General features: G+C 65.8%; 27 protein-coding genes and 2 tRNA genes. 12 read left to right on the top strand and 17 right to left on the bottom strand.

Annotated features, from left to right (window positions below; all coding sequences use genetic code 11):
- The first annotated feature begins 3 nt into the window (after window positions 1-3).
- The 4 genes from L284_RS46350 to L284_RS46335 all read left to right on the top strand — a co-directional run bounded on the left by L284_RS46350 (window position 4) and on the right by L284_RS46335 (window position 2,318).
- Window positions 4-648, top strand: coding sequence for a class I SAM-dependent methyltransferase (locus L284_RS46350; protein WP_021236274.1), 645 nt, complete (start codon window positions 4-6; stop codon window positions 646-648).
- A 15-nt stretch (window positions 649-663) separates the two neighbouring features.
- Entirely contained in the window at window positions 664-1,647 is a 984-nt protein-coding gene (locus L284_RS46345; protein ID WP_021236273.1) for a threonine ammonia-lyase, read from the top strand.
- A 101-nt stretch (window positions 1,648-1,748) separates the two neighbouring features.
- Entirely contained in the window at window positions 1,749-1,979 is a 231-nt protein-coding gene (locus L284_RS46340) for a hypothetical protein (RefSeq protein ID WP_152524795.1), read from the top strand.
- A gap of 75 nt (window positions 1,980-2,054) precedes the next feature.
- Window positions 2,055-2,318 (top strand): hypothetical protein, encoded by a 264-nt coding sequence (locus L284_RS46335; RefSeq protein WP_021236271.1) that lies wholly within the window; start codon window positions 2,055-2,057, stop codon window positions 2,316-2,318.
- 18 nt (window positions 2,319-2,336) lie between these two features.
- Here L284_RS46335 and L284_RS46330 read toward each other — a convergent pair whose 3' ends face one another.
- The 7 genes from L284_RS46330 to L284_RS46300 form a co-directional block, all read right to left on the bottom strand.
- Window positions 2,337-3,599 carry a class I SAM-dependent RNA methyltransferase gene (locus tag L284_RS46330; RefSeq protein ID WP_021236270.1) on the bottom strand — a complete coding sequence of 421 codons (1,263 nt, stop codon included), beginning with the start codon at window positions 3,597-3,599 and terminating at the stop codon, window positions 2,337-2,339.
- On the bottom strand, window positions 3,596-5,014 hold the full coding sequence (locus tag L284_RS46325; protein ID WP_031343308.1) for an NAD(P)H-hydrate epimerase: 1,419 nt from the start codon (window positions 5,012-5,014) through the stop codon (window positions 3,596-3,598). The genes L284_RS46330 and L284_RS46325 overlap by 4 nt, the downstream gene beginning before the upstream one ends.
- Window positions 4,986-5,366, bottom strand: a complete 381-nt coding sequence (locus L284_RS46320) for a hypothetical protein (RefSeq protein ID WP_021236268.1) — start codon at window positions 5,364-5,366, stop codon at window positions 4,986-4,988. Before L284_RS46320 ends, L284_RS46325 begins: the two co-directional genes overlap by 29 nt.
- Before the next feature lie 109 nt (window positions 5,367-5,475).
- A complete protein-coding gene (ilvD, locus tag L284_RS46315) occupies window positions 5,476-7,332 on the bottom strand; it encodes a dihydroxy-acid dehydratase (RefSeq protein ID WP_021236267.1) in 1,857 nt (618 codons plus the stop codon).
- 158 nt (window positions 7,333-7,490) lie between these two features.
- Complete coding sequence (locus L284_RS46310) at window positions 7,491-8,243, bottom strand: N-formylglutamate amidohydrolase (protein WP_021236266.1); 753 nt, start codon at window positions 8,241-8,243, stop codon at window positions 7,491-7,493.
- Window positions 8,240-9,052, bottom strand: a complete 813-nt coding sequence (locus L284_RS46305; protein WP_031343305.1) for a 4-(cytidine 5'-diphospho)-2-C-methyl-D-erythritol kinase — start codon at window positions 9,050-9,052, stop codon at window positions 8,240-8,242. Before L284_RS46305 ends, L284_RS46310 begins: the two co-directional genes overlap by 4 nt.
- Window positions 9,053-9,240: 188 nt before the next feature.
- The gene (locus L284_RS46300; protein WP_021236264.1) at window positions 9,241-10,890 is read right to left on the bottom strand and encodes an electron transfer flavoprotein-ubiquinone oxidoreductase; all 1,650 of its coding nucleotides are present in this window, start codon (window positions 10,888-10,890) and stop codon (window positions 9,241-9,243) included.
- A 92-nt stretch (window positions 10,891-10,982) separates the two neighbouring features.
- Between L284_RS46300 and L284_RS46295 the strand changes: the two genes are divergently transcribed.
- From L284_RS46295 to moaB, 3 genes are all read left to right on the top strand, one after another.
- Window positions 10,983-11,756, top strand: a complete 774-nt coding sequence (locus L284_RS46295; RefSeq protein WP_021236263.1) for a uracil-DNA glycosylase family protein — start codon at window positions 10,983-10,985, stop codon at window positions 11,754-11,756.
- A 67-nt stretch (window positions 11,757-11,823) separates the two neighbouring features.
- Window positions 11,824-13,641: a lytic transglycosylase domain-containing protein gene (locus tag L284_RS46290; RefSeq protein ID WP_021236262.1), complete on the top strand. Its 1,818-nt coding sequence runs from the start codon at window positions 11,824-11,826 to the stop codon at window positions 13,639-13,641.
- Complete coding sequence (gene moaB / locus L284_RS46285) at window positions 13,631-14,158, top strand: molybdenum cofactor biosynthesis protein B (RefSeq protein WP_021236261.1); 528 nt, start codon at window positions 13,631-13,633, stop codon at window positions 14,156-14,158. Before L284_RS46290 ends, moaB begins: the two co-directional genes overlap by 11 nt.
- A 136-nt stretch (window positions 14,159-14,294) precedes the next feature.
- Here the strand turns inward: moaB and L284_RS46280 are convergent, their stop codons facing one another.
- Complete coding sequence (locus L284_RS46280) at window positions 14,295-15,152, bottom strand: arylamine N-acetyltransferase family protein (protein WP_407635862.1); 858 nt, start codon at window positions 15,150-15,152, stop codon at window positions 14,295-14,297.
- 121 nt (window positions 15,153-15,273) lie between these two features.
- On the bottom strand, window positions 15,274-15,912 hold the full coding sequence (thiE, locus tag L284_RS46275; protein WP_021236259.1) for a thiamine phosphate synthase: 639 nt from the start codon (window positions 15,910-15,912) through the stop codon (window positions 15,274-15,276).
- A gap of 164 nt (window positions 15,913-16,076) precedes the next feature.
- On the opposite strand from thiE, the gene L284_RS46270 reads away from it, so the two are divergent.
- A complete protein-coding gene (locus tag L284_RS46270) occupies window positions 16,077-16,643 on the top strand; it encodes a hypothetical protein (RefSeq protein ID WP_040714449.1) in 567 nt (188 codons plus the stop codon).
- A 67-nt stretch (window positions 16,644-16,710) separates the two neighbouring features.
- Here L284_RS46270 and L284_RS46265 read toward each other — a convergent pair whose 3' ends face one another.
- From L284_RS46265 to tkt, 6 genes are all read right to left on the bottom strand, one after another.
- Window positions 16,711-17,622: a fructose bisphosphate aldolase gene (locus L284_RS46265; RefSeq protein WP_021236257.1), complete on the bottom strand. Its 912-nt coding sequence runs from the start codon at window positions 17,620-17,622 to the stop codon at window positions 16,711-16,713.
- An 82-nt stretch (window positions 17,623-17,704) separates the two neighbouring features.
- A complete protein-coding gene (locus L284_RS46260; protein WP_021236256.1) occupies window positions 17,705-18,793 on the bottom strand; it encodes an acyltransferase family protein in 1,089 nt (362 codons plus the stop codon).
- 172 nt (window positions 18,794-18,965) lie between these two features.
- On the bottom strand, window positions 18,966-20,165 hold the full coding sequence (locus L284_RS46255; protein ID WP_021236255.1) for a phosphoglycerate kinase: 1,200 nt from the start codon (window positions 20,163-20,165) through the stop codon (window positions 18,966-18,968).
- Window positions 20,162-20,581: an MOSC domain-containing protein gene (locus L284_RS46250; protein WP_031343298.1), complete on the bottom strand. Its 420-nt coding sequence runs from the start codon at window positions 20,579-20,581 to the stop codon at window positions 20,162-20,164. The genes L284_RS46255 and L284_RS46250 overlap by 4 nt, the downstream gene beginning before the upstream one ends.
- Before the next feature lie 75 nt (window positions 20,582-20,656).
- Entirely contained in the window at window positions 20,657-21,664 is a 1,008-nt protein-coding gene (gene gap, locus L284_RS46245) for a type I glyceraldehyde-3-phosphate dehydrogenase (protein WP_021236253.1), read from the bottom strand.
- A gap of 16 nt (window positions 21,665-21,680) precedes the next feature.
- A complete protein-coding gene (gene tkt / locus L284_RS46240) occupies window positions 21,681-23,669 on the bottom strand; it encodes a transketolase (protein ID WP_021236252.1) in 1,989 nt (662 codons plus the stop codon).
- Between the two features lie 142 nt (window positions 23,670-23,811).
- Here tkt and L284_RS46235 point away from each other — a divergent pair, with 142 nt between their 5' ends.
- From L284_RS46235 to L284_RS46220, 4 genes are all read left to right on the top strand, one after another.
- On the top strand, window positions 23,812-24,090 hold the full coding sequence (locus L284_RS46235; RefSeq protein WP_152524793.1) for a hypothetical protein: 279 nt from the start codon (window positions 23,812-23,814) through the stop codon (window positions 24,088-24,090).
- 4 nt (window positions 24,091-24,094) lie between these two features.
- Complete coding sequence (locus L284_RS46230) at window positions 24,095-24,451, top strand: cell division protein ZapA (RefSeq protein WP_021236250.1); 357 nt, start codon at window positions 24,095-24,097, stop codon at window positions 24,449-24,451.
- Window positions 24,452-24,812: 361 nt separating this feature from the next.
- Window positions 24,813-25,361: a 5-formyltetrahydrofolate cyclo-ligase gene (locus tag L284_RS46225; protein ID WP_235054618.1), complete on the top strand. Its 549-nt coding sequence runs from the start codon at window positions 24,813-24,815 to the stop codon at window positions 25,359-25,361.
- 1 nt (window position 25,362) lies between these two features.
- Window positions 25,363-25,578: a DUF2842 domain-containing protein gene (locus L284_RS46220; protein WP_021236248.1), complete on the top strand. Its 216-nt coding sequence runs from the start codon at window positions 25,363-25,365 to the stop codon at window positions 25,576-25,578.
- Window positions 25,579-25,681: 103 nt separating this feature from the next.
- Here L284_RS46220 and L284_RS46215 read toward each other — a convergent pair.
- Both L284_RS46215 and L284_RS46210 read right to left on the bottom strand, forming a co-directional pair.
- Window positions 25,682-25,758: transfer RNA gene (locus tag L284_RS46215), tRNA-Asp, on the bottom strand.
- Between the two features lie 64 nt (window positions 25,759-25,822).
- A tRNA-Asp gene (locus L284_RS46210) sits at window positions 25,823-25,899 on the bottom strand.
- Window position 25,900: the final 1 nt, after the last annotated feature.

The following is a 25,900-nucleotide window of genomic DNA, read 5'->3' as shown; positions in this document are numbered from 1 at the left end:
CCCGTGACCGGAACCGCCGTATCGCACGACCATGCCGCGCTGATGGACAAAGTCTATCGCGGCCAGCGCCACATCTACGATTTCACCCGCAAATACTACCTGTTCGGCCGCGACCGCCTGATTCGCGAACTGGATGCGGCGCCCGGCATGGGCGTGCTGGAAGTGGGCTGCGGCACCGGACGCAATCTCGAACGGATCGCTCGGGCCTGGCCGGATGTGCAGTGCCACGGCTTCGACATATCCGGCGAGATGCTCAAGAGCGCGGGCGCGCGCCTGGGGAATGAGGCGCGACTTGCCCTGGGCGACGCCACCCGCTTCGATTCGAACGCTCTGTTCGGCCGCTCCGGTTTCGACCGTGTCGTACTATCGTACACGCTTTCGATGATCCCCGGCTGGCAGGACGCGCTGGAACGGGCTGCGGCAGCCCTTGCCCCCGGCGGCGTGCTTAACGTCGTCGATTTTGGCGACCTCGCGGGATTGCCCTCCCCTTTGCGAGCCGGTCTGCGCGCGTGGCTGGCGAAGTTCCATGTCAGCCCGCGTCCAGACCTGCCGGCTGTCGCCGCCCAACTGGCGGAGGATAACGGATTGCGGTTCGAATGCCGGCGTGGACCGCTCGGCTACTATCAGATGGTGCGCCTGACCCGCTGAGGTTATGCCTCAGGCATGACGCAGAGTACCGATCACCACCCCACCGCCGATGGCGTCGCGCTTGCCGCGCGCAAGATCGCCGAGATCCTGCCGCGAACCCCGCTGCTTCCGCTCGAAGTGGAAGGCCGCACCGTCTGGTGCAAGGCTGAAAGCCTCCAGCCGGTCGGCTCCTTCAAGATACGCGGCGCCTGGCATCGCCTCACGGCACTCAGCGAAGCGCAGCGCGCGCGAGGCATCGTCGGCGTGTCCAGCGGCAACCATGCCCAAGGCGTCGCCTGGGCGGCGCGGCGGCTGGGGATTGCAGCCAGGATCGTGATGCCGGTCGATGCGCCTGCCGTGAAGCTGGCCAACACCCGTGCTATGGGCGCGGACGTCGTGCTTTACGACCGTCCCGGCGGCGAGGATCGGGACGAAGTGGCGGCAAGGCTCTGTGCGGATACCGGCGCCACACTCGTCCATGCTTTCGGCGACCCCTGGATCATCGAGGGACAAGGCAGTTGCGGGGCTGAAATCGCCGCGCAGATGGCGGAGATGGGCCTCGGCGGAGCGGACCTCGTCGTCGTCCCTTGCGGCGGCGGCGGACTGACAGCCGGCCTAGCGCTGGCGCTTCCGCACGCTACCGTGATCCCGGTGGAGCCGGAAGGCTGGGACGATGTGCGCCGCAGCCTGGAAGCCGGCGAAATCCTGCGCGTGGCGGACGATGCCCCGCCCACTTCCTGCGACGCGCTGCAAACGCCGGCAACCTGGCCGGTCAACTTCGAGATCCTGAAAGAGCGCTGCCGCTTCGGCCTGGTGGCGACACCCGCTGAAGTTCGCGCGGCACAGAACCTTGCATTCGACAGATTGAGGCTGGTCGTCGAACCGGGCGGCGCGGCGGCGCTTGCTGCAGTGCTTGCGGGTAAAATTCAGCTAACGGATCGTACCGCCGTGATCCTGTCAGGCGGCAACACCGATCCTGGTGCGTTCGCGAAGGTGCTGGAGTCACGACTAGAGCGATAGCCTTTCGGATCGATATGAGGTCTCGATATTCCATATGGCTGGACCGAGCTTCTTGTACTATTCTTGCACGAAAGGCGATAAATCCGGGCGAGAGGGAAAGCATGAGCAGCCATCCCATGTCACATTCGGTCTCTTCGATGCGGTGGGGTTTTGTGGTGCTGGAAACCCTGCTCGTGCTGCTCACTCTGGCGGCGCTGGCTGACAATCTGCTCGACACTGACTGGGGCCTGAGTTGGTCCACGTTCTTCGTAGGCATGATCGGCAGCCTATGGGCGCTCGTCATCTACCAGCTTGTCGCGGCCCAGCTGGCGGAACGCGACAAGGGATCCTGACGCACACCCGCTCCGTCCGTGCATTTTTGCGCCTTCACAATTCCACCGAAGAGGAAAATGCTCTAGCGCTGCCAGATGGACTTAGACGATCAGTTCCGCCGCTATTTCGGCACCGACGACCTTTCGACGATCGCGCCCTCCGCGCTGGAGGCCGGCATCGAGCGAATGCGTGTCGATTTCGGCATGGAGGAGGATCGCAATCGCCGCTTCGCCCTGTGGTCGCTGCTCTACCTCTTCAACGCGTCGCCGGATCTCGACATCGCTTTTGAGGACGAGGACGACCGCGAGGCCGCGCGTGACTTCATGGACATGATGGCCAAGGCGCAGGACGCGGGCTGATCCTCTCGCCCTGGAGCGTCAATCGCGCTCGAAGTAGCTCGCCAGTTCCACATGCGTGGACCAGCGGAACTGGCCGACGGGTCGCAGCTCCACCAGCCTGAAGCCCGCTTCCACCAGGCGGGCCGCATCGCGCGACCAGCTCGACGGATTGCACGAGATGTAGACGACGCGGCTCACCGAGGAATTGGCGATGCACTCCACCTGCTCGCGCGCGCCGGCGCGCGGCGGGTCGAGCAGGACGGCGTCGAACTTGCTCAGTTCGTCGGGCTGGAGCGGATTGCGGAACAAGTCGCGGTGCGCGCAGAACACGGGTAACTGCGCCCGGTCGGCGCCGGCCTTGCAGGCCAGATGCGTGTCGCGCGCCGCTTCGGCGGCGAACAGGCGGGTCTGCGGCCCGGCCAGAGCCAGCGCGAAAGTGCCCAGGCCGGAAAACAGGTCCGCCACGGTGGCCGCACCGTGCAACCAACCGCGAGCCGCTTCCACGAGGGCTTCCTCGCCGTCGCGCGTGGCCTGAAGGAACGAGCCGGGCGGAAAAGGCACCTGGACGCCGCCGAGAGTGATCGTCACCGGCACCGGCTCCCACACCGTTTCGAAGCCGTAGCCGCCGTCCATCGTCAGACGGGCGAGGCCATGTTCGCGCGCAAAATCCAGCATGGCCTCGGTCGCCGCAAGACCCTCGGCGGTGAGGCCCTTCACGCCCAGGTCCACGCCCTGGTCGGTGAGCGTCATTTCGATATCGGCGGCCATGCGCGCCTGCTGGTGCTTGTTCGACTTGCCGGGGCGGCCGCCCTTCTTCGCGGGCGCGGCCTTGCCCATGGTGATCAGCAGCTTACGCAGCGGGTTCAGCACCGCGAACAGTTCCGGCGCCATCACCGGGCATTCCGCCAGCTCGACCAGCCGGTGCGACTTCGCCTCGCGAAAACCGATGACCACGCGGCCGCCCGAACTCTCCGCGCGCAGCGACACCCGCCGGCGTGCGCCCGGCGGCGAGAGGTACGGCGGCGTTATCGTTTCCGCCCCAAGCTCCTGCGAAGCCGAGGCATTGGCCACGCGGCCTTCCACGAAAGCCGTCAGGCTCTCCTCGTCGAGCTGCTGAAGCTGACAGCCGCCGCAACGGCCGAAATGCGTGCAGGCCGACTGCACATGGTGCGGCCCCCATTCGAGCGTACCGTCCTCGTGCAGGAGGTCGCCCGGCGCAGCGCCCCAGGCGAAGCGGCCGCTCGCAGTTACGCCGTCGCCCTTGGAGGCGATTCTCAGGATTTCTTCGGTTCCGGTAGTCACAGGCAGGCCGCTAGCGCAGCCGGCACCATTTGTCCAAGCTCGCCGGCGGTAAAGGCAGGCGAACAGCGCCGCGCCGCCTCGCCATGGAGCCACACGCCCTCGCAGGCGGCGGCAAATCCGTCGGCGCCGGTGGCGAGCCGGCTGGCGATACAGCCGGCAAGGACATCGCCGGTCCCCGCCGTGGAAAGCCATGGCGTGGCGCGCGGCGCGCAGCCCAGACGACCATCGGGCGCAGCGATCACCGTGTCGGGCCCTTTCGCCACGACGACCATGGCGCCCGCCTTGGCAAGCGCCAGGGCACGATCCGGCTTGCTCCCGCTGCCGCCGCATCCGAACGCGCGTTCCAGCGCCAGCAGCTCTCCATCGTGCGGCGTCACCAGGGTCGGCGCCTTTCGCTCCGCCAGAAGACGCGGGCCGAGCAGGACAAGGCCATCGGCATCGATGACGACCGGAGCCGCATCGGCCAGGGCGATCGCCAGTCGCTCCCTCGCAACGGAATCGCGGCCCAGTCCCGGCCCGACCAGCACCGCCGTATTGCGATCGTCCGTCAGCACCTCGCTGAGCGCGCCCTGATCCACCACGAGATCGGCGGGCACGTTGCGCTTGCTGTCGGCGAAGAGCTTGACGTAACCCGCGCCCGCCCCTTGCGCGGCAAGGCCGGCCAGAACCGCCGCTCCCGGCATTGCCCCGCCTACCACCGCCAGCAATCCGCGCCGATACTTGTGGCTGTCGGCAGCGGGCAGCGAGAGCCGAGGCCGGGTGACGGCATATGCTGCGCCCTCCACGGCACCGACGCCGATCGGCACCAGCCGCAAGGTTCCCATCTTTGCCGAGGCCGGCATCAGGAAATGCGCATATTTCCAGGCGCCCAGAGCAATGGTCAGATCGTAGGCTGGCAGCACTTCGTTCAGCACCATGCCCGTATCGGACTGCACGCCGCTCGGCAGATCCACCGCGACGCGCTGCCGATGCGCCTCGGCAAGCCGGATGAGGAGCGAGACGTGTTCGGCCGAGAGCGGGCGAGCGAGGCCGCTGCCGAACAGGCAGTCGACAAAGACCTGACCGCCGGAGAAATCGGCGCTCTCCGGCCCTGAGACCGGCCCTTGATATCGTTCTCGCGCGCTGCGCGCCGCATCCGTCTTCGGATCGCCCGCCGCGATAACCGTGACATGGCCCCCTCGCGCGCGGATCCATTCTGCTAGGACGTAGCCGTCGCCGCCATTGTTGCCGGGCCCGCAGAGCACCGTGACCTTGCCCCCGGCACAAAGCCGCCAGATCCACTCCGCCGCGCCGCTTCCTGCAAGCTGCATCAAGGCATCGACCGACGAGCCCGCCGCGATCAAATCCTCTTCCGCACCCCGCATCTGCGCGGCAGTGAGGATCTGATTATCGTGCGGGCTTGGGCTCTCGGGCATCGGGCTTCCTCCTGGCGGGGAACACATAACGGTCCGCCCCAAGGGTAACGTCGAGCCGGTCTCCGTCCAGCCTTGTTATCGCCGCCTGGGCGCCATCGGCAGCCACCAGCCCGCTGCCGTCGGTCATCACGGAGAACCGGCGAAACGCACCGTCAGGGTGATGGACCACGAGTTCGAGCCGGCCCTCGGCCTCTACCCTCTCCACGGCGCAGACCGGCTTGAGCTGTGCCGAACCGGCCACGGCGCAATCAATGTGTTCGCCGCCCTCCGCCCGCTCCGGCACCGCGTTGTCGGACGAACAGGCGGCCGCGGCTAGGGCGAGCGGCAGGACGATGAGAAGTTTTGTGGCCATGCGCCCTGCTACAGGCGGCTTGAGCCCGGCGCCAACGCCAAGTGCAAGGCAAGCCAAAATGGGACACCGTCGTGCCGGACCTGATCCGGGACGACGAATATCCGGCTGCTTAGCGGCGCCTGAGCTGGGTCACGTCACGCACCGCGCCCTTGGCGGCGCTGGTGGTCATCGCCGCATAGGCCTGGAGCGCTGCCGACACCTTGCGCGGGCGCGGGTGGACCGGTGACCAGGCATCGGCGCCGCGCGCCTCCTGCTGTGCGCGGCGGTGAGCCAGCACTTCGTCCGAGACCATCAGGTTGATGGTGCGGCCGGGGATGTCGATCTCGATCGTGTCGCCGTTCTCGACCAGACCGATCGCGCCGCCTTCGGCCGCTTCCGGCGAGGCATGGCCGATCGAAAGACCCGAAGTGCCGCCCGAGAAACGTCCATCGGTCAGCAGCGCGCAAGCCTTGCCCAGGCCCTTCGACTTGAGGTAGCTGGTGGGATAGAGCATTTCCTGCATGCCGGGCCCACCGCGAGGTCCTTCGTAGCGGATAACCACGACGTCACCGGCGCCGACCTGTCCGCCGAGAATGCCCGCAACCGCTGCATCCTGCGATTCGTAGACGCGCGCTGTGCCGGTGAACTTGAGGATGCTGTCATCCACGCCCGCCGTCTTCACGATGCAGCCGTCCAGCGCGATATTGCCGTAGAGCACGGCAAGGCCGCCATCCTGGCTGAACGCATGTTCCTTGCTGCGGATGACGCCGTTCTCGCGGTCGAGGTCGAGCTCCTCCCAGCGGCGGCTCTGGCTGAACGCGGTCTGCGTCGGCACGCCGCCCGGCGCGGCCTTGAAGAATTCCTGCACCGAAGGCGCGTTGGTCCGCGAGATGTCCCAATGGTTCAGCGCGTCGCCCAGGGTGCGCGCATGAACGGTCGGCAGGTCGGTATGCAGCAGGCCCGCCCGGTCGAGTTGGCCGAGGATCGCCATGATGCCGCCGGCGCGGTGGACGTCCTCCATGTGCACGTCGTTCTTCGCCGGCGCGACCTTGGACAGGCACGGCACCTTGCGGCTGAGGCGATCGATGTCCTCCATGGTGAAGTCCACCCCGGCCTCGACGGCGGCGGCCAGCAGATGCAGCACGGTGTTGGTCGAACCACCCATGGCGATGTCCAGGCTCATGGCGTTCTCGAACGCGCCGAAGCTGGCGATGGAGCGCGGCAGGACGCTCTCGTCCTCCTGCTCGTAGTAGCGGCGGCAGAGGTCCACCACCAGACGGCCCGCTTCCAGGAAAAGGCGCTGGCGGTCGGAGTGCGTCGCCAGGGTGGAGCCGTTGCCCGGCAGCGAGAGGCCCAGGGCTTCGGTGAGGCAGTTCATCGAATTGGCGGTGAACATGCCCGAGCACGAACCGCAAGTCGGGCAGGCCGAACGCTCGATCGCCTGGACTTCCTCGTCGGTGTAGCTCTCGTCGGCGGCGGCGACCATGGCGTCGACCAGGTCGAGCGCCTGTTCCTTGCCGCGCAGCACCACCTTGCCCGCTTCCATCGGCCCGCCCGAGACGAAGACGACGGGAATGTTGATGCGCATGGCGGCCATCAGCATGCCGGGGGTGATCTTGTCGCAGTTGGAGATGCAGACCATGGCATCGGCGCAGTGGGCGTTGATCATGTATTCCACGCTGTCCGCGATCAGGTCGCGGCTGGGCAGCGAATAGAGCATGCCGTCATGACCCATGGCGATGCCGTCATCCACCGCGATGGTGTTGAATTCCTTGGCAACGCCGCCGGCCGCCTCGATCTCTCGGGCGACCATCTGGCCCAGATCCTTGAGGTGGACGTGGCCGGGCACGAACTGCGTGAACGAGTTCACCACGGCGATGATCGGCTTGCCGAAGTCCGCATCCTTCATGCCCGTCGCGCGCCAGAGGCCACGCGCGCCCGCCATGTTGCGGCCGTGGGTGGAAGTGCGTGAACGATAGGCGGGCATTGTGCGAACTCCGGGATTTGTCATGGGCGCGGCGCTGCGCGAGCGTCGCCTCGTCGCGCCCCTACGCCAAGAATGCGGCTTTTGCGAGGTATAAAATTTCCAGAAATGCGCTTTTCACTTTTATGATCATGCGCAAACCGAACCGGTCGGCTGAAAAATCAGTCCAGCTTGGAAACTACGGCGCGGCACAGCCTGGTCAGCCGATCGGCCCAGAGCGCCTGGCCGGCAGCATCCGCGATCTGGTCCTGTCGGATCTCGATGCTGAGGTAGGCTCGGTCATGCTGTTCGGCGTGCCGGTTCATCGACGCGTTGAGAACGCGGCCGGAGTAAGGCTCCTGATCGCCTACGGTCAGCCCTTCCGCTTCCAGCAGCGGTATGGCGATGCGCGCGGCGCGTTCGTCCTTGTTGTAGAGAATGCCGATTTCCCACGGACGCGGCTTGTCGCAGGTCGCAAGACCCGGCGTGAAGCTGTGGAGCGAGACGATCAGCGCGGGCGTCGTTTCTGCCAGCAAGCTTTCGAGCGCGGCGTGGTAGGGATGAAAATATTCCGCCACGCGCGCTGCCCGGCCTTCGTCGCCAATCCGGTTCCCCGGTATCGCATAGCCGTCCGAAACCTGGGGGAACATGCCGGGCATGCCGACGTCGCGATTGAGATCGCAGACGAGACGGCTGATCCCCGCGAGCCACGCCGCAGTGCCCGGCGCCATCATGCGTTCCGCCACTTCCGCCACGCCGATGTCGATGGCGATGTGCTGGTTCATCAACTCGGCGGGGATGCCAAGATCGATCCCTTCCGGCACATGGTTCGAGGCGTGGTCCGCGATGACCAGAACGCCGCCCTTCACCGGCGTGCCGAGCAACCTGTAAAGTTCGGTCTTCGTCGCGGAAGGGGTCGTTACAGCGGTCGTCAACGCAGTTTCCCGGATAATTGCCACCACGCAGGGTACTTCGCCGCGATACTTGCCGCAGCAAGGCTTAAGGCTTCCTGACTCTCGTAAAGCGCGAAGCACGTCGCTCCGGAGCCGGACATACGGGCCAGGAACGGCGCTGTCGCCCGCAGCGCCGCAAGCACATCGGCGATGACGGGGCAGATGGCGATGGCCGGAGCCTCCAGGTCGTTGCGTCCCGCCAGCGCGATGTCCCGCAATGTTCCGGTCGGCATGGGGCCGCGATCGCGCTGGTCCCAGGCTTTGAACACCGGCCCGGTCGGCACCGCCAAGCGGGGGTTGACCAGCAGCACCGGGCATCCTTCGAGATCGTTTTGGGCCACTTCCGCGAGATCGGTGCCGGTGCCGGTGCCGATGCAGGGCCGCGAGAGCACACAGGCCGGCACATCGGCGCCCAGCCGCGCGGCGCGGTCATGCCAATCGTCGGGAAGGCCGTGCGCACGCTCGACCATGCGGAACACCGCGCCGGCATCGGCCGAGCCGCCGCCGAGACCGGCGGCCACCGGCAGGCGTTTTTCGAGATCGACCGCCCAGCCCTTCCCGCGCGGAAGCGCCGTCAGCGCCTTGGCGACGATATTGCCGAAAGGATCGTCGATCTTCGCGGCAAACTCGCCGTGGGTGGTCAGGCGATCCGCTTCGGCCGGAGTGGCCGTCAGCTGGTCCCCGGCATCGACGAAGGCGAACAGGGTTTCCAGCTCATGATAGCCGTCCTCGCGACGCCTTCTGACGTGAAGCGCGAGGTTGATCTTGGCATAGGCGGTTTCGGAAATCATCGCTCCGTCCATGGCGCGGCGCGAGCGGAGAGGCAAGGCGATAGCGCCAGCAACCTTGGGTAAGGCCATGACGTCGTCCCGGAATCGATCCGGAACCACTGGCAATCCTTCAGGCACGACATGGCGAGCAAGGCGCGGCTCGGCCAGCGGTCCCGGATCGAGTCCGGGACGGCGCCAGCTTCAGCCGTTCACATGTTCGGATAGTTCGGTCCGCCGCCGCCTTCCGGCGTGACCCATTCGATATTCTGCGTCGGATCCTTGATGTCGCAGGTCTTGCAGTGGACGCAGTTCTGCGCGTTGATCTGAAGCTTCATGCCCGAACCGTCGGGATCGACGAATTCGTAGACACCCGCCGGGCAATAACGCGCTTCCGGCCCGGCATAGAGCGGCAGGTTGATCGCGGTCGGAACGGCGGCATCCTTGAGCTTCAGATGGACCGGCTGGTCTTCCTCGTGGTTGGTGAAGGAGTAGGACACGCTGGTCAGGCGGTCGAAGCTGATCACGCCGTCGGGCTTGGGATAGGCGATCGGCTGGTAGAGGTCGGCCCGCTGGAGCGTCGAGGCATCGGTGTGATGCTTCATCGGCTTGGCAAGGCCGAAGCCGAACAGCGTGCGCAGCCACATGTCGGCGCCCGCCAGAACCGTGCCGATCTCGCCGCCCCACTTGGCGACCATCGGCTCGGCGTTCTGGACCAGCTTCAGTTCCTTGGCCATCCAGCTTTCCCGCACGGCGGTATCGTATTCGCCCAGCGTATCCTGCTCGCGTCCGGCCTTGATTGCCGAAGCGATGGCCTCGGCCGCCAGCATGCCGCTCTTCATCGCGGTATGCGTGCCCTTGATGCGCGGCACGTTGACAAAACCGGCCGAGCAGCCCGCCAGAACGCCGCCGGGGAAGGCGAGCATCGGCACCGACTGCCAGCCGCCCTCGTTGATCACGCGCGCACCATAGGCGACGCGCTTGCCGCCTTCCAGGATCGCGCGGATCTCCGGGTGCTGCTTCCAACGCTGGAATTCCTCGAAGGGATAGACGTAAGGGTTCTTGTAATCGAGCGCGGTCACGAAGCCGAGCGCCACCTGGTTGTTGGCCTGGTGGTAGAGGAAGCCGCCCCCCCAGCTGTCGGTTTCGCTCATCGGCCAGCCCTGAGTGTGGATCACCCGGCCGGGGACGTGCTTGTCGGCCGGAACGTCCCAGAGTTCCTTGATGCCGAGGCCATAGATCTGCGGCTGGCACTCGGCCTCCAGATCATACCTGGCCTTGAGCCGCTTGGTCAGGTGGCCGCGCGCCCCTTCGCAGAACACGGTATACTTGCCGAGCAGGTTCATGCCCGGCTGGAAGTCGCCCTTGGGATTGCCCTCGCGATCGATGCCCATGTCGCCGGTCTGCACGCCGATGACCGCGCCTGCCTCGTCGTAGAGGATCTCGGCGGCCGGGAAGCCCGGAAAGATCTCGATCTCCAGCGCCTCGGCCTGTTCGGCCAGCCAGCGGCACAGGTTGCCCAGCGAACCGGTGTAGTTGCCGTCGTTCGACATGAACGGCGGCATCACCAGATGCGGCAGCGCGAACTTCTTCTTCCTGGTGAGGTGCCAGTGCCAGTTGTCCGTCACCGGCGTCTCGGCCAACGGGCAGCCGTCCTCGCGCCAGCTCGGCAGCAGTTCGTCGAGCGCCTTGGGATCGATCGTCGCGCCCGAAAGAATGTGTGCGCCGATCTCCGAGCCCTTTTCCAGCACGCAGACGGAAAGCTCCGGATCGACCTGTTTCAGCCGGATCGCCGTGGCCAGTCCCGCAGGCCCGCCGCCCACGACGACAACGTCGTACGGCATCTCTTCGCGTTCAATCATGGTGTCCACTGAGCCGGCCCCTAATTTAGTCGCTCGATTAATTTCTTCGAATTGCCTTGATTGGTGGAAGGCAAGAGGTCAAGACCCCGCCGATGGATCAGGTTCCAAATCGGCAAATTCTGGACGATATCACAGGTGCGCTGAACTGGTGGCGCGAGGCGGGAGTCGATTTCGACTTCCTCGACGCGCCCCGCCAATGGATCGTGCCCGCCGACGAGCAGGACGAGAACGGCGAGCGCCTGCCGCCGCGCCGCCGGCCGCCGGTGGAGGTAGAGGCGCCCCCCCCGATGCCCACGCGCATCGACCCAGCCCTGCTGCCCGCCGACCTTCCCGCCTTCCGCGACTGGTGGCTGCGCGAATCGCTGCTCGACGACAGCGGCCCGGCCGGCCGCATCGCCCCGCGCGGCGAAGCCGGAGCCGCGCTGATGATCGTGGTCGAAACTCCCGAGCCGCAGGATCGGGATGACCTGCTGACCGGCCCGCAGGGCAAGCTGCTCGATGCCATGCTCGGCGCCTTCGGTACCCGGCGCGAGGATGTCTATATCGCCAGTGCCCTGCCCCGTCATGACCCCCTGCCCGATTGGCGCGGTGCGGAGAGTCGGGGCCTGGGCGATGCGCTCGTGCGTCACGTTAACCTTGTCTCGCCGGAGCGGCTCGTGGTGCTCGGCGGAAACGTCCTGTCGCTCATCGGCCACGAATTGCCGCAACGCGCTGCCGTTTTAAGACAATTTCAGCATGAAGGACATGTTATACCGCTTCTGGCCGGGTGGGGTCTCGCCGCGCTGATGCAACAACCGCGCGCGAAGGCGAGCTTCTGGAACGCCTGGCTGGAGTGGACAAAGTCTGAAACGGACACAAGAAATTAACCGTGCCGAAGGCTTGGACGTCCTGAACGGGCGATCTTCGACGGCAAGCGGTCGCACCATGCGGGGAATGAATTTGAAACGATCCGGCAGGGAGAGAAACCGCAAGGAAGCAGGTCGCGTCAGCGCCGCCCTTGCCGTTCTCGCCGTCCTATCCGCCGCAGGCGTAAGCCCGGCTTTCGCCAACAGCGCCGCCGTGGAATACTTCCGCTCGCGCGCGGACAATACGGCGGTTCCCTCGCTGCTGAGCCAGGACGACCGCACCTATTACAAGCAGGCGTTCGACGCGGTCGATTCCAAGGACTGGTCCACCGTGCAGCGCATGCTCTCGGACCGGGCGGACGGGCCGCTCCACCAGCAGCTGCGCGCGGCTTATTACCTTGCGGCGGGCTCGCCCAAGATCGAGCTTCCCGCGCTGCAGTCGTGGCTGGCGCAGGGCACCGAGCTGCCGGGCGCCGACCAGATCAGCCGCCTTGCGTTGAAGCGCGGCGCGGTCAGCGTTCCTTCGCTTCCCGCCGAGCAGCAGTTCGCCCGCCTGCCGACGATGGTGAAGCGCGTCCGGCCTTCCTCGATCGACGACGGCTCCATGCCGGCGATGATCGCCAGCGGCATCAACGACCGGATCAAGGCCGACGATCCCACGGGTGCGCGGGTGCTGCTTGACGGCATCGACGCCGGGCTCAGCCCCTCGTCGCGGGCCGAATGGCGCCAGAAGGTGGCCTGGAGCTTCTATATCGAGAACCAGGACGCGCAGGCCTATCAGATGGCGCAACTTGCCGCGATGGGGACCGGCCCCTGGGTGGGCGAGGCCTGGTGGACGGCCGGTCTCGCGGCCTGGCGCCTGGGCGACTGCGACGGCGCGGCGGATGCTTTCGACAGGACCGCCAAATCTTCCGAGAACGCCGAACTGACCAGCGCCGCGCATTACTGGCGCAGTCGCGCCCTGATCCGCTGCCGCAAGCCCGAACACGCCTCGGCGGCGCTACGCCTCGCCGCCGCGCGGGACGAGACGCTCTACGGCATGCTCGCCGCCGAGCAGCTCGGCATGAAGCTGCCCGAGCAGCATGCCGCCGCCGACTTCACCCAGAACGACTGGCAGGTGCTGCGCGGCAACACCAATGTTCGCACCGCCGTGGAACTGGCCGAAATCGGCAAGGACAGCCTTGCCGACGAAGTGCTGCGCCACCAGGCCCGGATCGGCACGCCCGACCAGTACGCCTCGATCACGCGCCTCGCCCGCGATCTCGGCCTGCCTTCGACCCAGCTGTGGATGGCCTACAACGCGCCCTTCGGTGGCAAGCCCGAGCCCGCAAGCCGCTTCCCGACACCGAAGTGGACGCCGGTCGGCGGCTGGAGAGTCGATCCGGCGCTGGTCTACGCCCATGCCCTCCAGGAATCGATCTTCCAGACAAGCGTCGTCAGCCCGGCCGGGGCGCGCGGCCTGATGCAGATCATGCCCGCCGCGGCCCGCGACCATGCCGGCTCGCTCGGCTACAACGGCAATGCCTCCGATCTCAACAAGCCGGAAGTGAACCTCGCCTTCGGCCAGCGCCATCTCGAAACGCTGCGGAGCGATCCCGGCACCCAGGGCCTGCTGCCCAAGGTCATGGCCGCCTACAACGCCGGGCCGCTGCCGGTGCGGCGCTGGAATACCGAAGTGAACTGCCAGGGCGATCCGCTGCTGTGGATCGAATCGCTGCCCTACTGGGAAACGCGCGGCTACGTGAACATAGTGCTGCGCAACTACTGGATGTACGAGCGGCAGGCCGGCGGTCAGTCCGAAAGCCGCATGGCGCTCGTGCAGGACATGTGGCCGACGTTCCCGGGACTTTCCGGTTCGCAGGCCGTTCGCATGTCCGCGAACGGAGCGATATTGCGTGGCCATTGATCTTGAGCGTGTCTTCAAGCCGATCCAGATTGCCGTCCTGACCGTTTCCGACACCCGGGGACCGGAGAACGATACCTCGGGCGACATTCTCGTCCAACGCGTACTCGATGCCGGTCACAAGCTGGCCGACCGCGCGATCGAGCGCGACGATGCCGAGGTGATCGCGGCGCGGCTGAACGCCTGGATCGACGATCCCCATGTTGATGCGATCGTCTCCACCGGCGGCACGGGCCTGACGGGGCGCGACGTCACGCCGGAGGCGATCGACCGGGTGAAGGAGCGCGACATTCCAGGCTTCGGCGAACTGTTCCGCTGGCTTTCCTACAGGACCATCGGCACGTCGACGGTCCAGTCCCGCGCTTGTGCCGCCGTTGCGCGCGGTACCTACATCTTCGCCCTGCCCGGCTCGAACGGCGCGGTGAAGGACGGCTGGGACGGTATCCTCGCCGAGCAGCTCGACAGCCGCAACCGGCCCTGCAACTTCGTGGAACTGATGCCGAGGCTTCGGGAGAAGTAAGGGCAGCTCAGGTCGGTTGTTGAGGCTGGTCGCTTAGGCTTGCCGCTCTGTCACTTCCGGCCCACACCTTCCATACCCCCCTCTCCATTCGTGCGTAGATTTCGCTCGTAAGGGCGAGGTCGCAATACGCAGACGATCAGCGGAAAATCGGCAGCCTTGCAGCCTCATCCTCGCTCAGCGCGATGCCGAACGTCTCACTGAGCAGACTGGCATATTCGGCGGCGGACTCGATCTGCCGAAACTCGCTGACGCCGGTGCAGCTGCGCGTGAACTGACGATCGCTGAGCGAAGCGAAGCCGTCTTCCAGCACCACGCTGGCCACGCAAAAGCTCGTGAACCGCGTTCCGGCCCGCGTCGCAGTCCAATGGTTGCTCATCTCCAGATCGTCCGGCACCACTTCGCCAAGATCGAACACGTACTGCGCCTGCCAGTCTCCATGCGGCGCCGCGCGGCCGTCGGTGGCGCTTGCCGGCCCCGCCCGCTCCAACCGCCATTCGCCGCCGAGCGACCCCCGCTCCCCACTGCGCAGCAGACGGTGCCAGGCCCCGTCGCCGGTCTGGACCTGGGCGCCGTCTTCCAGCGGGAGCGGCGGGACGTAGGAGCCGCCGAACCCGGCATCGGCAATCCAGGCCGCCCCTCCGAGATTGACCAAGAGCAGGGTATGGGTGCGGGGCGGCACGACGCCCTCCGCCAGCCCCAGCAGCACGCGCGCCAGCAACGGCCGGTTGACCAGTCCCAAGGTGGATAGGACATCGGAAAACAGGCGGTTCTGCTCGAAGCAATAGCCCCCGCGCCCGCGCAACACGAGCTTCTCGAATACGCTTTTGCTGTCGATGCAGATTCCCTCGCCCAGCGGGATCGCGAGGTTTTCGAAACCGATCGCACGCCGATGCGCGCCTTGGAGAGTGGCCAGTCCGTCAGGCGAAAGCGCAGGCGCCGCCGAAAGGCCGATACGGGCGAAGTAGCGATCGAGGTCCATCAACCGTGTCTGCACCGATCGGTGCACCTGGACAACCCTGTGGATAAGCTGTTCAGATCGCGTGGAGCGCTTGTGGAAGGTTGGTGGATCACGGCGGGAAAGCTTGTGGATTTCCCGCAGCAGTCCGCCGTAGCCATCAACCCTGCACAGCAGCCATCGCCTCGTGGAAGGCCTTGATCGCCGCCACCTCGTCGCCGTTCCAGACGGCGCCCGACACCGCAAGGAAGTCCGCGCCTGCCGCGACAAGCGAACCGCAATTCTCCGGCGTGATCCCGCCGATGGCGACGCAGGGGATTTCGAAGATCGCCTGCCACCATTCGAGCAGGTCCAGCCCCGCCGTGTGCTTCACCTGTTTGGTGGTCGTCGGGAAGAAGGCGCCGAAGGCGACGTAGTCTGCGCCGGCCTCGCCCGCGTCCATCGCCAGGTGGCGGCTGTCGTGACAGGTCACGCCGATCTGCGCCTCGCGGCCCAGTGCCTTGCGGGCTTCCTCTACCGTGCCGTCTTCCTGGCCGATGTGCACGCCGTCGGCGCCGAGACGCTTCGCAAGGCTGATCGAATCGTTGACGATAAAGGCCGTGCCTCGGTCTCCGCAGATCTTTTGCAAGGGCTCGGCCAGGCGTGCGGCCTCATGCTGGTCGAGGTCCTTGACCCGGAACTGGAACGCCGCGACCGGCGCCGCATCGAGCGCGCGCGCCAGGCGTTCGGGAAAGGCGCCGGCCACGTCCAGCGGCGAGATCAGGTAAAGCTGCGTCGGTTCGCGTTCGATATCGTCCATGGCCGACGCCCTAGAGCATTTTCCGCCTTGGTGAAATCACCTGGCGGCCCGGAAATGCCGCAAACGAGGAAAAGGCTTTCTCCTCGGTGCGGAGGCGATAGTTAGGACGAGGTTCAGGCGCGCTGCGCTCCTTTCGCCAGCAGACCAAAAGCAGAGTGAGGATCATGAGACGACGCGCCTTATCGACCGCCCTTTCGCTCGTAACCGCCCTCGTCGCGCTTTCCGCCTGCCGGATCATTCCCGAAGCCCCGGGTGGAGCACCTTCCCGGCCGGTGGAGGCGCCGCTCCCGCCAGAACCTGACGTGCGCGGCCCCGATCCCCGCACTCTGTCGCCGCAACCGCAGCCTGAAGGCCCACCACCGACGGATTTCTACACGCCGCAATCGCCAGCGCCATCACCTCCACCCGCCCCCTACGACGGCCCGCCTCTGGCCTATACCCGCATCGGCGAGACCATCTCCGTCGATGGGCCGGAGATAACGCCTCTGGCCCTGCTGGAAGACAGCCGCTGCGCCGAAGGAACCCAATGCGTCTGGGCCGGACGCTTGCGCGTGCGGGTCCGCGTGGGCCTGGGCTCCGGCCCCCGCGAGATCGACATGACGCTGGGCCAGCCCGTGCAAGTCGCAGACGGTCAGCTCGATCTGCTCGACGCTTTGCCCCACCCCGTCGGCGGCAAGAAGCCTGCGCCCCTGGCCTATCAGTTCGGCTTCCGCTTCATGGGCGGCCTCTGAGAAACGAGAGAGGGCGGCGCCTCGCGGCACCGCCCTCTCCTTGAAGCGAAAAGCTGCAAACTGCGGATCAGGCAGCCGCAGCAGCGCCTGCCTTTTCGGTCGAGCCCTTGTAGATCTCGTCGATCGCGTCGCCGAGCGCGGCATCGAACTCGGCATCGCTCATCTGCGCGCGCAGGTCCTGGAGCAGCGCGCGGCTGAAGCTGGCGATGATGCCCTTGTTCTTCGCCAGTTCGACGCAGGCCTCGGGACGCTCGTAGCCGCCCGAAAGCGCGACGACGCGCAGCACCTTGGGGTGCGAGACGAGCGGATCGAAAGTTCCCGGCACGATCGGCAGCGAGAGCTTGAGCATGACCCGCGTACCTTCCGGCAGCGCGTCGAGGTTCTTGAGGATCTCCGCGAGGAGAAGCTCGTCGCAGGCGGCCCGCGTCTCGCTCTTGATGTTCACTTCGGGCTCGATGATCGGCATCATGCCGTGCGAGAGAACCTGCCGGCCGATCTCGAACTGCTGCTTGACGACGGCGGCGATGCCCTCGGCATTGGCCGAGTGGATGACCGAGCGCTCCTTGGTGCCGTAGACCCCAAGCGCCTTCGACCGTTCCAGCAGGGCGTCGAGCGTCGGCATCGGCTTCATCAGCTGCACGCCATCGGCTTCGTCTTCGAGGCCCTTGTCGATCTTGATGAAGGGAACCACGCCCTTGGCGATCAGCGCCTGCGGAGTGGGCACGCCGGCGACTTCGCCATCCATGGTTCGCTCGAACAGGATCGCGCCGATCACCTTGTCACCGGTGAAGGCCGGCGAAGCGATGATGCGGGCGCGCATCTGGTGGATGAGACCGAACATCTCTTCCTCGGTCGACCAGGCGCCTTCCTCGATGCCGTAGCCCTTGAGCGCCTTCGGGGTCGAACCGCCGCTCTGATCGAGCGCGGCGATGAAGCCGTTGCCGCCGGCCATCTTGGCCGTCATCTCTGTAAATTCCATGGTTTTTCTCCTCCTGGATTGGGTTAGCAATCGTGAAACGGGCTTATTCTTCGAGGCTCCGTTTCGCAACTGCGGCAAAAGGCTATCCGTCCGTTGAGCGATCCGTTCCGGCGAAGAGACGCGCCTCCTTTCGGCGGCGCAGCATGTCGGACATCAGGGTGCGGGCGGGCACGTCTATCCAACGCACGCAGAACCATGCGGTGGCAAGGCAGGCACCGAGAAAGACGAAAGCCATCAGCACTTCGTCGTACTGCAGATCGTCTTTGAAGTAGCGCATGGGCTCTATCAGCGCCCAGTGCACGGCATAGAGCGCGAAGGAAACCTCGCCCACGAACCAGGCGGCAGGCGCCAGCTTCCGCGAGGGTTCGACGCGCGAGCCGAACCACACGAGCAGCGGCGAGAGCACCAGCGTGCAGGCCAGGTCGTAGTAAGCCACGCCGATCCACTGCGGGTCGGCCAGGAGCATCGCGGCGATGGCGGCCAGGCAGATGAGACCGCCAAGCGTCGCCGGCCGGTGCGCAGGTTGGCGCATTTTGGCGATGAGCATGCCCGCGCAAAAGGAGTAGAGCGTCCGCGCCAAGGCAAGAGACCACTCGCTCCAGATCGCGCCGATATTGCCGGAACCGTTGTCCACTACCGCTGGGGCGAACCACCAGGCCGATGCGATGCAGACCGCCACAAGCGCAAGACGCGGAAGCCGGAACAGCGCCGCGATCATCACGAGATTGGCGATAAGTTCGTAGAACAACGACCAGGCCGGCACGTTGAGCGGAAACAGCGTGCCCGTGAGCGGCGATGGCAGCATCAGCGCGTTGAACACGGTGCTGACGGCGATCGTGGAAAGCTTCAGGGAGGCATCGCTGCCGGTGTAGTGGCGTACCAGGCCCACCGTCGTGGTTAGCGCGATGCCGACGAGGAATAGCGGATAAAGGCGTACCAGGCGCTTCGTCATGAAGTCCCCGGCGCGCATCCCGGCCTGCCAGCGGGGCAGGTAGCTGGTGCAGAGCACGAAACCCGAAAGAGCGAAGAAGAAGTCCACCGCAACATAGCCATGCGGCGCCTGGGAGATGTTGAAGTGGAACAACGCGACCGCCATCGCGGCGATCCCGCGCATGCCGTCAAGCGTCACATAACGGCCATGCCAGGGTGGGTGGGCAGTCTTGGTGAACATCTTCCTCTCGTCCGTTCCTGACGGACATCTTCCCACCGTCGTCACCGGACCTGATCCGAGACCGCTGACAGTTCTTCAGGCGCGCCGTTGCGTTAAAGAGCTTCGACGCAAAGTTGGTTGTTCATGGCCAGCGGTCCCGGATCAGGTCCGGGACGACGACGGAGATAAATACTCAGGCCGAAAGCGCGGCCACGCCGGGAAGTTCCTTGCCTTCCATCCATTCGAGGAAGGCGCCGCCCGCCGTCGAGATGTACGAGAAGTCGTTCGCCACGCCGGCATGGTTGAGCGCTGCCACGGTGTCGCCGCCGCCGGCCACCGAGACGAGCGATCCTTCGCGCGTCAGTGCCGCTGCCGTCCTGGCGAGAGCGACCGTTGCCGCATCGAAGGGAACCGTTTCGAAAGCACCGAGCGGGCCGTTCCACACGAGCGTGCGGCAGGTCTTGAGCACGTCGCTCAGAGCTTCCACCGCGAGCGGACCGACGTCGAGGATCATCTCGTCCGCCGCCACTTCATGGACGTTGCAGGTCCGCAGGCTCGGCGGATTGGCGGCGAATTCCTTCGAGACCACCACTTCGTAAGGCAGGTGCACGGTGCAGCCCGCCTGGTCGGCCGTTTCGAGGATTTCGTTCGCCGTTCCGGTGAGATCGTGCTCGCAGAGCGACTTGCCTACGTCCACGCCCTTGGCGGCGAGGAAGGTATTGGCCATGCCGCCACCAATGATCAGGTGATCGACCTGGGTCACGAGGTGCTTGAGCACGTCCAGCTTGGAGGAAACCTTGGCGCCGCCGACAACCGCCGCGACTGGCTTTTCCGGGGTGCCGAGCGCCTTGTCGAGCGCTTCGAGTTCGGCCTGCATCGAACGCCCCGCATAGGCCGGAAGCACATGGGCCAAACCTTCGGTCGTCGCGTGGGCGCGGTGGGCGGCGGAGAAAGCGTCGTTGACGTAGAAGTCGGCGTTGGCGGCGACGGCCTTCACCAGCTCGGGGTCGTTCTTTTCCTCGCCCTTCCAGAAGCGGGTGTTCTCGAGGATCGCGATGTCGCCCGCGCGCAGGATGCCGACCGACTGCCCGACTACGTCACCGGCGATCTCGGGCACGAACATGACTTCCTTGCCGAGTACCTTTTCGACGGCGCCGACGACCATCGACAGCGACTGGGTGGAGACGCGCTCGCCCTTCGGGCGGCCGAAATGGGCGAGCAGGAGGACCTTGGCGCCCTTCTCCGCGAGTTCCAGCACGGTCGGCGCGGCGGCGCGGATGCGGGTATCGTCGGTGACCTGCCCATCGTTCATCGGCAGGTTGAGGTCCACGCGCACCAGCGCAACCTTGCCCGTCACGTCACCCAGATCGTCCAGGGTCTTGAAAGCGCTCATTGCTCGATCCTTATCTCGTCGCCGACGGCAATCGCGCCGTCCGTCAGTACCGTGCCCAGCACGCCGCCCCGCCAGTCCGGCAGGAGGGCGGCCATGAGCCCGGGTACTACTTCATCCATGCGGCTGCATGGGTCGCATTCCATGGTTACCGCGATCCGCAAGCTCTGCCCGATCGCGATCACGCTGCCCTTGTCGCGCGGGAGGCGCAGCCCTTCGACCAGAAGGTTCGCGCGGCGCGCAAGCCAGCGCGGCCGCTCGCCTTCCGCCAGTCGCAGATCGTACAGGGCCGCCAGCCAATCCTCGGCTGCGAGCAGCGAGACCTGGCGGCGAGGCACGCGTCCCGGACGCACCGCGCCGCGAAAGTCCCCCTGGACTCCCGCGGCCACGGTTACGGCGGCGGACTGCAATTCTTCCATCGGTGCGCGCGACCGCTTACGCCGCGCGATGCCGATGAGCTGGCCCGCCTCCATCAAGTCCTCAGAGCAGGCGCATCAGAGGAACTTCGCCATCACGCCGGCCGTGTCGACCATGCGGTTGGAGAAGCCCCACTCGTTGTCGTACCACGACAGGACGCGAACCAGCTTGCCTTCCAGCACGGCGGTTTCGAGGCTGTCGATGGTCGACGAATGGGCGTCGTGGTTGAAGTCGATCGAGACCAGCGGTTCCTCGGTGTAACCGAGCACGCCCTTGAGTTCGCCCTCGGCCGCTTCTTTGAGCAGCGCGTTGACTTCCTCGGCAGTGGTGTCGCGCTTCGGCACGAAGGTCAGGTCGACGACCGAGACGTTCGGGGTCGGCACGCGGATCGACGAACCGTCGAGCTTGCCCTTGAGGTCCGGGAGAACGAGGCCCACGGCCACCGCAGCGCCGGTGCTGGTGGGGATCATGTTCATCGCGGCGGCGCGGGCGCGGCGCGGATCGCTGTGGATCTGGTCGAGGATCTTCTGGTCGTTGGTATACGAGTGGATCGTGGTCATCAGACCGCGCTCGATACCGATCTTCTCGTGCAGGACCTTGGCGAAGGGCGCCAGGCAGTTGGTCGTGCACGAGGCGTTCGACACGACGACGTGATCGGCGGTCAGTTCCTTGTGGTTCACGCCGTAGACGACCGTGAGATCCACGCCCTTGGCAGGCGCCGAGACGAGGACGCGCTTGGCACCCGCGTCGATGTGCTTGGAGGCCGATTCCTTGTTTGTGAAGAAACCGGTGCATTCGAGCACGATGTCCACACCCTGGGCGGCGTGCGGCAGGTTCGCGGGATCGCGCTCGGCCGTCACATGGATGCGCTTACCGTTGATGACGAGGTCGGTGCCGTCGACTTCCACGGTGCCTTCGAAGGTGCCGTGGACGCTGTCGCGCTTGAACAGGAGAGCATTGGCCTTGGCGTCGGCAAGGTCGTTGATCGAAACCAGCTCGAGGTCATGGTCCGTGCGTTCGAGAATGGCGCGAGCGACATTGCGCCCGATACGCCCGAAACCGTTGATCGCAACCTTGGTCGCCATTGCAATATTCTCCTCTTTAAACGCTGAGCTTGTTGAGAATCTTCGGAACGATAGCTTCGACCGAGAAGCCGAAGCGCGCGAACAGGTCCTTGGCCGGGGCCGAGGCGCCGAAGCGGTCGAGACCGATGTTCAGGCCGCCATTGCGGCTCTGTGCGGTGTAGCGCTCCCAACCCATGGTGGTTCCGGCTTCGATCGAAACTTTCAGGATCGACGCATCATGGGGCAGGATTTCATGCTGGTAGGCTTCGTCCTGGGCGGCGAAGAGTTCCATGCACGGCATGGAGACGACGTCGGCACCGATGCCCTGCGCTTCCAGTTCGTCCTTCACCCTCACGGCCAATTCAACTTCCGAGCCGGTGGCGATCAGGATCACCTTGCGCTCGGCCTGGGCATGGCGAAGCGTGTAGGCGCCGCGGGCCGAGAGCATGTCGCCGGTCTTGCGCAGCTGGGGCAGGTTCTGGCGGGTCAGCGCCAGGACCGAAGGCGTGTCCTCGGATTCGAGGGCGATGTTCCAGCACTCCGCCGTCTCGATCACGTCGGCCGGACGGAACACGTAGAGGTTCGGGATCAGGCGCATCGACATGATATGCTCGACCGGCTGGTGGGTCGGGCCGTCTTCGCCAAGGCCGATCGAATCATGGGTCAGCACGTAGATGGCGCGGGTCTGCTGGAGCGCCGAAAGGCGGATCGCGTTGCGGCAGTAATCGGAGAAGATCAGGAAGGTGCCGCCGTAGGGGATCACGCCGCCGTGCAGCGCCATGCCGTTGAGAGCTGCAGCCATGCCGAATTCGCGGATGCCGTAGTAGACGTAGCGGCCGCCGTAGTTGTCGGGCATGAACGGTTCCTGGCACTTGGCCTTGGTGTTGTTCGAGCCGGTGAGGTCGGCCGAGCCGCCGATCATCTCGGGAATCGCGGGCGCCAGCACGTTCAGCCAGTTTTCCGAAGCCTTGCGGGTGGCGACGGTGGAGTCGCCTTCCAGCCACTCGGCCAGCTTGGCGCGGATCGCGTCCGTTTCCGGCAGCTCGCCGGCCATGCGGCGGCCGAATTCCTCGCCCTTGTCCGATGCGGCCAGGCGGGCGAACCATTCGGCATGGGCAGCGGCGCCCTTTTCACCGAGCGAGCGCCAGTCTGCGAGGATTTCGGCAGGCACTTCGAACGGAGCCGAGGTCCAGCCCAGATACTCGCGCGCGGCGGCCACTTCGGCTTCGCCCAGCGCGGCGCCGTGGACGTCGTGGCCACCCTGCTTGTTGGGGGCGCCCTTGCCGATCACGGTCTTGCAGGCGACGAGCGTGGGCTTGTCCGAAGCGGCGGCCTCGGCCAGCGCGCGTTCGATGTCGGCGAAGTCATGACCGTCGCACTCGAACACGGCCCAGCCCGAAGCGCGGTAGCGCGCGGGAATGTCTTCGCTGGTCGAAAGCGAGGTGTCGCCGTCGATGGTGATCTTGTTGTCGTCCCACAGCACCTTCAGGCGGCCGAGCTTCAGCGTGCCGGCCAGGCCGATGGCTTCGTGGTTGATGCCTTCCATCAGGCAGCCGTCGCCGGCGATCACCCAGGTCTTGTGATCGACCAGATCGTCGCCGAAGGTGGCGTTGAGCTGGCGCTCCGCCATCGCCATGCCGACCGCCATGGCCAGACCCTGGCCGAGCGGGCCGGTGGTGCACTCGATGCCTTCGATCAGGAAGTTTTCGGGGTGACCGGCGCAGACCGAGCCAAGCTGGCGGAAGTTGCGGATGTCGTCCATCGTCGGGCTGGCGTAGCCGGTCAGGTGGAGCAGCGAATAGATCAGCATCGAGCCATGCCCGGCGGACAGCACGAAGCGGTCGCGGTCGGCCCACTTGGGCTGTGCGGGATCGAACTTGAGAAACTTCGAGAACAGAACGGTGGCGACGTCGGCCATGCCCATGGGCATGCCGGGGTGGCCGCTGTTGGCCGCCTGGACAGCGTCCATCGACAGCGCCCGGATGGCGTTGGCCATCGGCGCGAGACGGTCAGCAGCAAGGGTCATCGTGAAAGCTCCGGAAACGGAAGGAATGGGACGATTCGAACTTGCCGACCCCCTTTAGGGCGAGGCCGTCTCCCGTCAAGTTCGCCTAAGGGTGATTGGCCTGCTGCATATATCGGGGCTTGTACATATGGACGTCCTTCGCATGGTGGCACATTCCGCTCGTCTGATCGAAAGCCCTGTGAACAAGGCGCCTCGATTGATTGCCTTTTGGTCATTTCACGGTAGCGAAACGGCGATGGACAAGGTGACCAACGAGGCCGCGACCGAGCAGGCAGTCGACAGAATAAGAGCGGCCCTCGCCCGGCTGGAACGCGCGGTATTGCAGAGCCGCGATCTTCAGGAACGCCACGAGCGCCTGCGCGGCACCGTCGAGGACGCGCTCGGCGAGATCGACGCCCTCCTTGCCCAAGGGAAATCCTGAAACGATGGCCAATGTCACCCTGACGATCGGCGGGCGCGAATTCATGCTCGCCTGCGCGGACGGCGAGGAAGCCCACGTCACCCAGCTCGCGCAGATGATCGATGAGAAGCTCGCCCAGGCCGGGGTCGTCGGCCAGACCGAGCCGCGCATGCTGCTGTTCGCCTCGCTCATGCTGGCGGATGAACTGCACGAGTTGCGCCAGCGCGAGTCCCAACCGGTTCCAGCAGCTCCTGCGCCTGCCCCCGCCCCGGCAGAGCCCGTCGAAGTCATTCCCCCGGTTCTGGTCGAGGTACTCGCGCGGATCGCCGATCATGTCGAAAATCTTGCCGACCTCCTTGAGCAGCCCGCTCCGAATGCCTAACTAGGGGGTGACGGGAACTGCCCGGCACGAGCCGTTAGAACATCCCTGAGGCTATAAGCAATCCAATGGGGGCTGTCCCTGCCCGGACCGTGGTCCGACGCACATGGTCCCCACCTGACGTCGAGGCGTCAGAGGATTTCTCGAGCAAACGACCCATGGTGGGCCCGTCACCCACATTCCAGGCCGGAAGGATTCTTCCGGCCTTTATCTTTCCGGCATGAGCAGTGCCGGAATTCCGACATGCCGCGAACGACCTTCGGTGCTATTGTCGCGGCCCTGACCAGATTCTGCAGGAATGGGACCCACGGTGGATTCGTCGCCTCCTCTCTCGCCGCCATCCGAAAAAAGCGTTCTGCGCAAGATGCACCGGGCCGCGCGTGCGGAGCACGTCGCTTCGCTGCCGCAAGGCATGCGCGCCCTCGTGCTCAACCGGCCACCCGCCCCCGTGGCGGAGATGATGCCCGAAGGCCTGACGATCGGCCTCTACGCGCCCGTCGGCGATGAAGCGCCTGCCTTCGGCTGGGCCCGCTGGCTGTCCGAGCACGACCGCCGCATTGCGCTCCCCTGGTTCGCCGCGAAGGACAGCGCCATGGAATTCCGTGAATGGGGCAATCCCTTCGACGAGGAACAGCTCACGATCGGCCCCTGGGGCGCACTCCAGCCGCTTGCGGATGCAAAACCCGTGGTGCCCGCGATCGTCGTGGTGCCGCTGATCGCCTTCACGGCGGAAGGGCATAGGCTCGGCCAGGGCGGCGGTCACTACGACCGCTGGCTGGAAGCCAATCCCGACGTTCCCGCCATCGGCCTTGCCTGGGACTGCCAGTTGGCCGACAGTCTGCCCGTGGAGCCGCACGACCGTATTCTCGACGCCATCGTGACGCCTACGCGCATCTACGAGGGAGAGATCTGACTTGCGCGAGACCCCGACCTGGCGAATCCCCATCGGGGTGCTCGGCCTGCTCTTCGCCCTGTGCGTCTACGGTCTGCTGATCGCGCGATACCTGCCGCCGGTGATCGGGGGATGGCATGTGCTGCTCCAGGCGCCGATCTACCTCGCGCTGGGGGTGATCTGGATCTTGCCGCTGAAACGGTTCTTAATTTGGATGGAGACCGGGCGCTGGGGATGATTCCCCGGCGTTTACATTTGCGGTCATGTGCTGCTGGCAAAAGAAAAGGCCGGGCGTCGACCCGGCCTTTTTCGTTCATTGCTTTCCACTTCCCTGAAGGAAGTGGCGCGAGTGACGGGGCTCGAACCCGCGACCTCCGGCGTGACAGGCCGGCACTCTAACCAACTGAGCTACACCCGCGCAGCAATGTATGTGAGGTTTTCAGACTACCTCAAGTCGCTGGATTACCAGCATCTTTCCCAAGTGGCGCGAGTGACGGGGCTCGAACCCGCGACCTCCGGCGTGACAGGCCGGCACTCTAACCAACTGAGCTACACCCGCG

The organism is Novosphingobium lindaniclasticum LE124 (assembly GCF_000445125.1).
Taxonomy (GTDB): domain Bacteria; phylum Pseudomonadota; class Alphaproteobacteria; order Sphingomonadales; family Sphingomonadaceae; genus Novosphingobium; species Novosphingobium lindaniclasticum.
The sequence above is the reverse complement of the archived record's forward strand: the minus strand, read 5'-3'. Positions and strand labels throughout refer to the sequence as shown.

Bases quoted from the DNA above. Each gene is read 5' to 3' on its own strand.
- gap (WP_021236253.1), bottom strand. From the start codon at position 21,664: ATGGCGACCAAGGTTGCGATCAACGGTTTCGGGCGTATCGGGCGCAAT.
- L284_RS46250 (WP_031343298.1), bottom strand. From the start codon at position 20,581: ATGGAAGAATTGCAGTCCGCCGCCGTAACCGTGGCCGCGGGAGTCCAG.
- L284_RS46265 (WP_021236257.1), bottom strand. From the start codon at position 17,622: ATGGAATTTACAGAGATGACGGCCAAGATGGCCGGCGGCAACGGCTTC.
- L284_RS46295 (WP_021236263.1), top strand. From the start codon at position 10,983: ATGGATCAGGTTCCAAATCGGCAAATTCTGGACGATATCACAGGTGCG.
- L284_RS46300 (WP_021236264.1), bottom strand. From the start codon at position 10,890: ATGATTGAACGCGAAGAGATGCCGTACGACGTTGTCGTCGTGGGCGGC.
- L284_RS46320 (WP_021236268.1), bottom strand. From the start codon at position 5,366: ATGGCCACAAAACTTCTCATCGTCCTGCCGCTCGCCCTAGCCGCGGCC.
- tkt (WP_021236252.1), bottom strand. From the start codon at position 23,669: ATGACCCTTGCTGCTGACCGTCTCGCGCCGATGGCCAACGCCATCCGG.
- L284_RS46340 (WP_152524795.1), top strand. From the start codon at position 1,749: ATGAGCAGCCATCCCATGTCACATTCGGTCTCTTCGATGCGGTGGGGT.
- L284_RS46225 (WP_235054618.1), top strand. From the start codon at position 24,813: ATGCACCGGGCCGCGCGTGCGGAGCACGTCGCTTCGCTGCCGCAAGGC.
- L284_RS46325 (WP_031343308.1), bottom strand. From the start codon at position 5,014: ATGCCCGAGAGCCCAAGCCCGCACGATAATCAGATCCTCACTGCCGCG.
- L284_RS46345 (WP_021236273.1), top strand. From the start codon at position 664: ATGACGCAGAGTACCGATCACCACCCCACCGCCGATGGCGTCGCGCTT.
- L284_RS46235 (WP_152524793.1), top strand. From the start codon at position 23,812: ATGGTGGCACATTCCGCTCGTCTGATCGAAAGCCCTGTGAACAAGGCG.
- L284_RS46260 (WP_021236256.1), bottom strand. From the start codon at position 18,793: ATGTTCACCAAGACTGCCCACCCACCCTGGCATGGCCGTTATGTGACG.
- L284_RS46230 (WP_021236250.1), top strand. From the start codon at position 24,095: ATGGCCAATGTCACCCTGACGATCGGCGGGCGCGAATTCATGCTCGCC.
- ilvD (WP_021236267.1), bottom strand. From the start codon at position 7,332: ATGCCCGCCTATCGTTCACGCACTTCCACCCACGGCCGCAACATGGCG.
- L284_RS46255 (WP_021236255.1), bottom strand. From the start codon at position 20,165: ATGAGCGCTTTCAAGACCCTGGACGATCTGGGTGACGTGACGGGCAAG.
- L284_RS46335 (WP_021236271.1), top strand. From the start codon at position 2,055: ATGGACTTAGACGATCAGTTCCGCCGCTATTTCGGCACCGACGACCTT.
- L284_RS46290 (WP_021236262.1), top strand. From the start codon at position 11,824: ATGAATTTGAAACGATCCGGCAGGGAGAGAAACCGCAAGGAAGCAGGT.
- L284_RS46305 (WP_031343305.1), bottom strand. From the start codon at position 9,052: ATGATTTCCGAAACCGCCTATGCCAAGATCAACCTCGCGCTTCACGTC.
- thiE (WP_021236259.1), bottom strand. From the start codon at position 15,912: ATGGACGATATCGAACGCGAACCGACGCAGCTTTACCTGATCTCGCCG.
- L284_RS46270 (WP_040714449.1), top strand. From the start codon at position 16,077: ATGAGACGACGCGCCTTATCGACCGCCCTTTCGCTCGTAACCGCCCTC.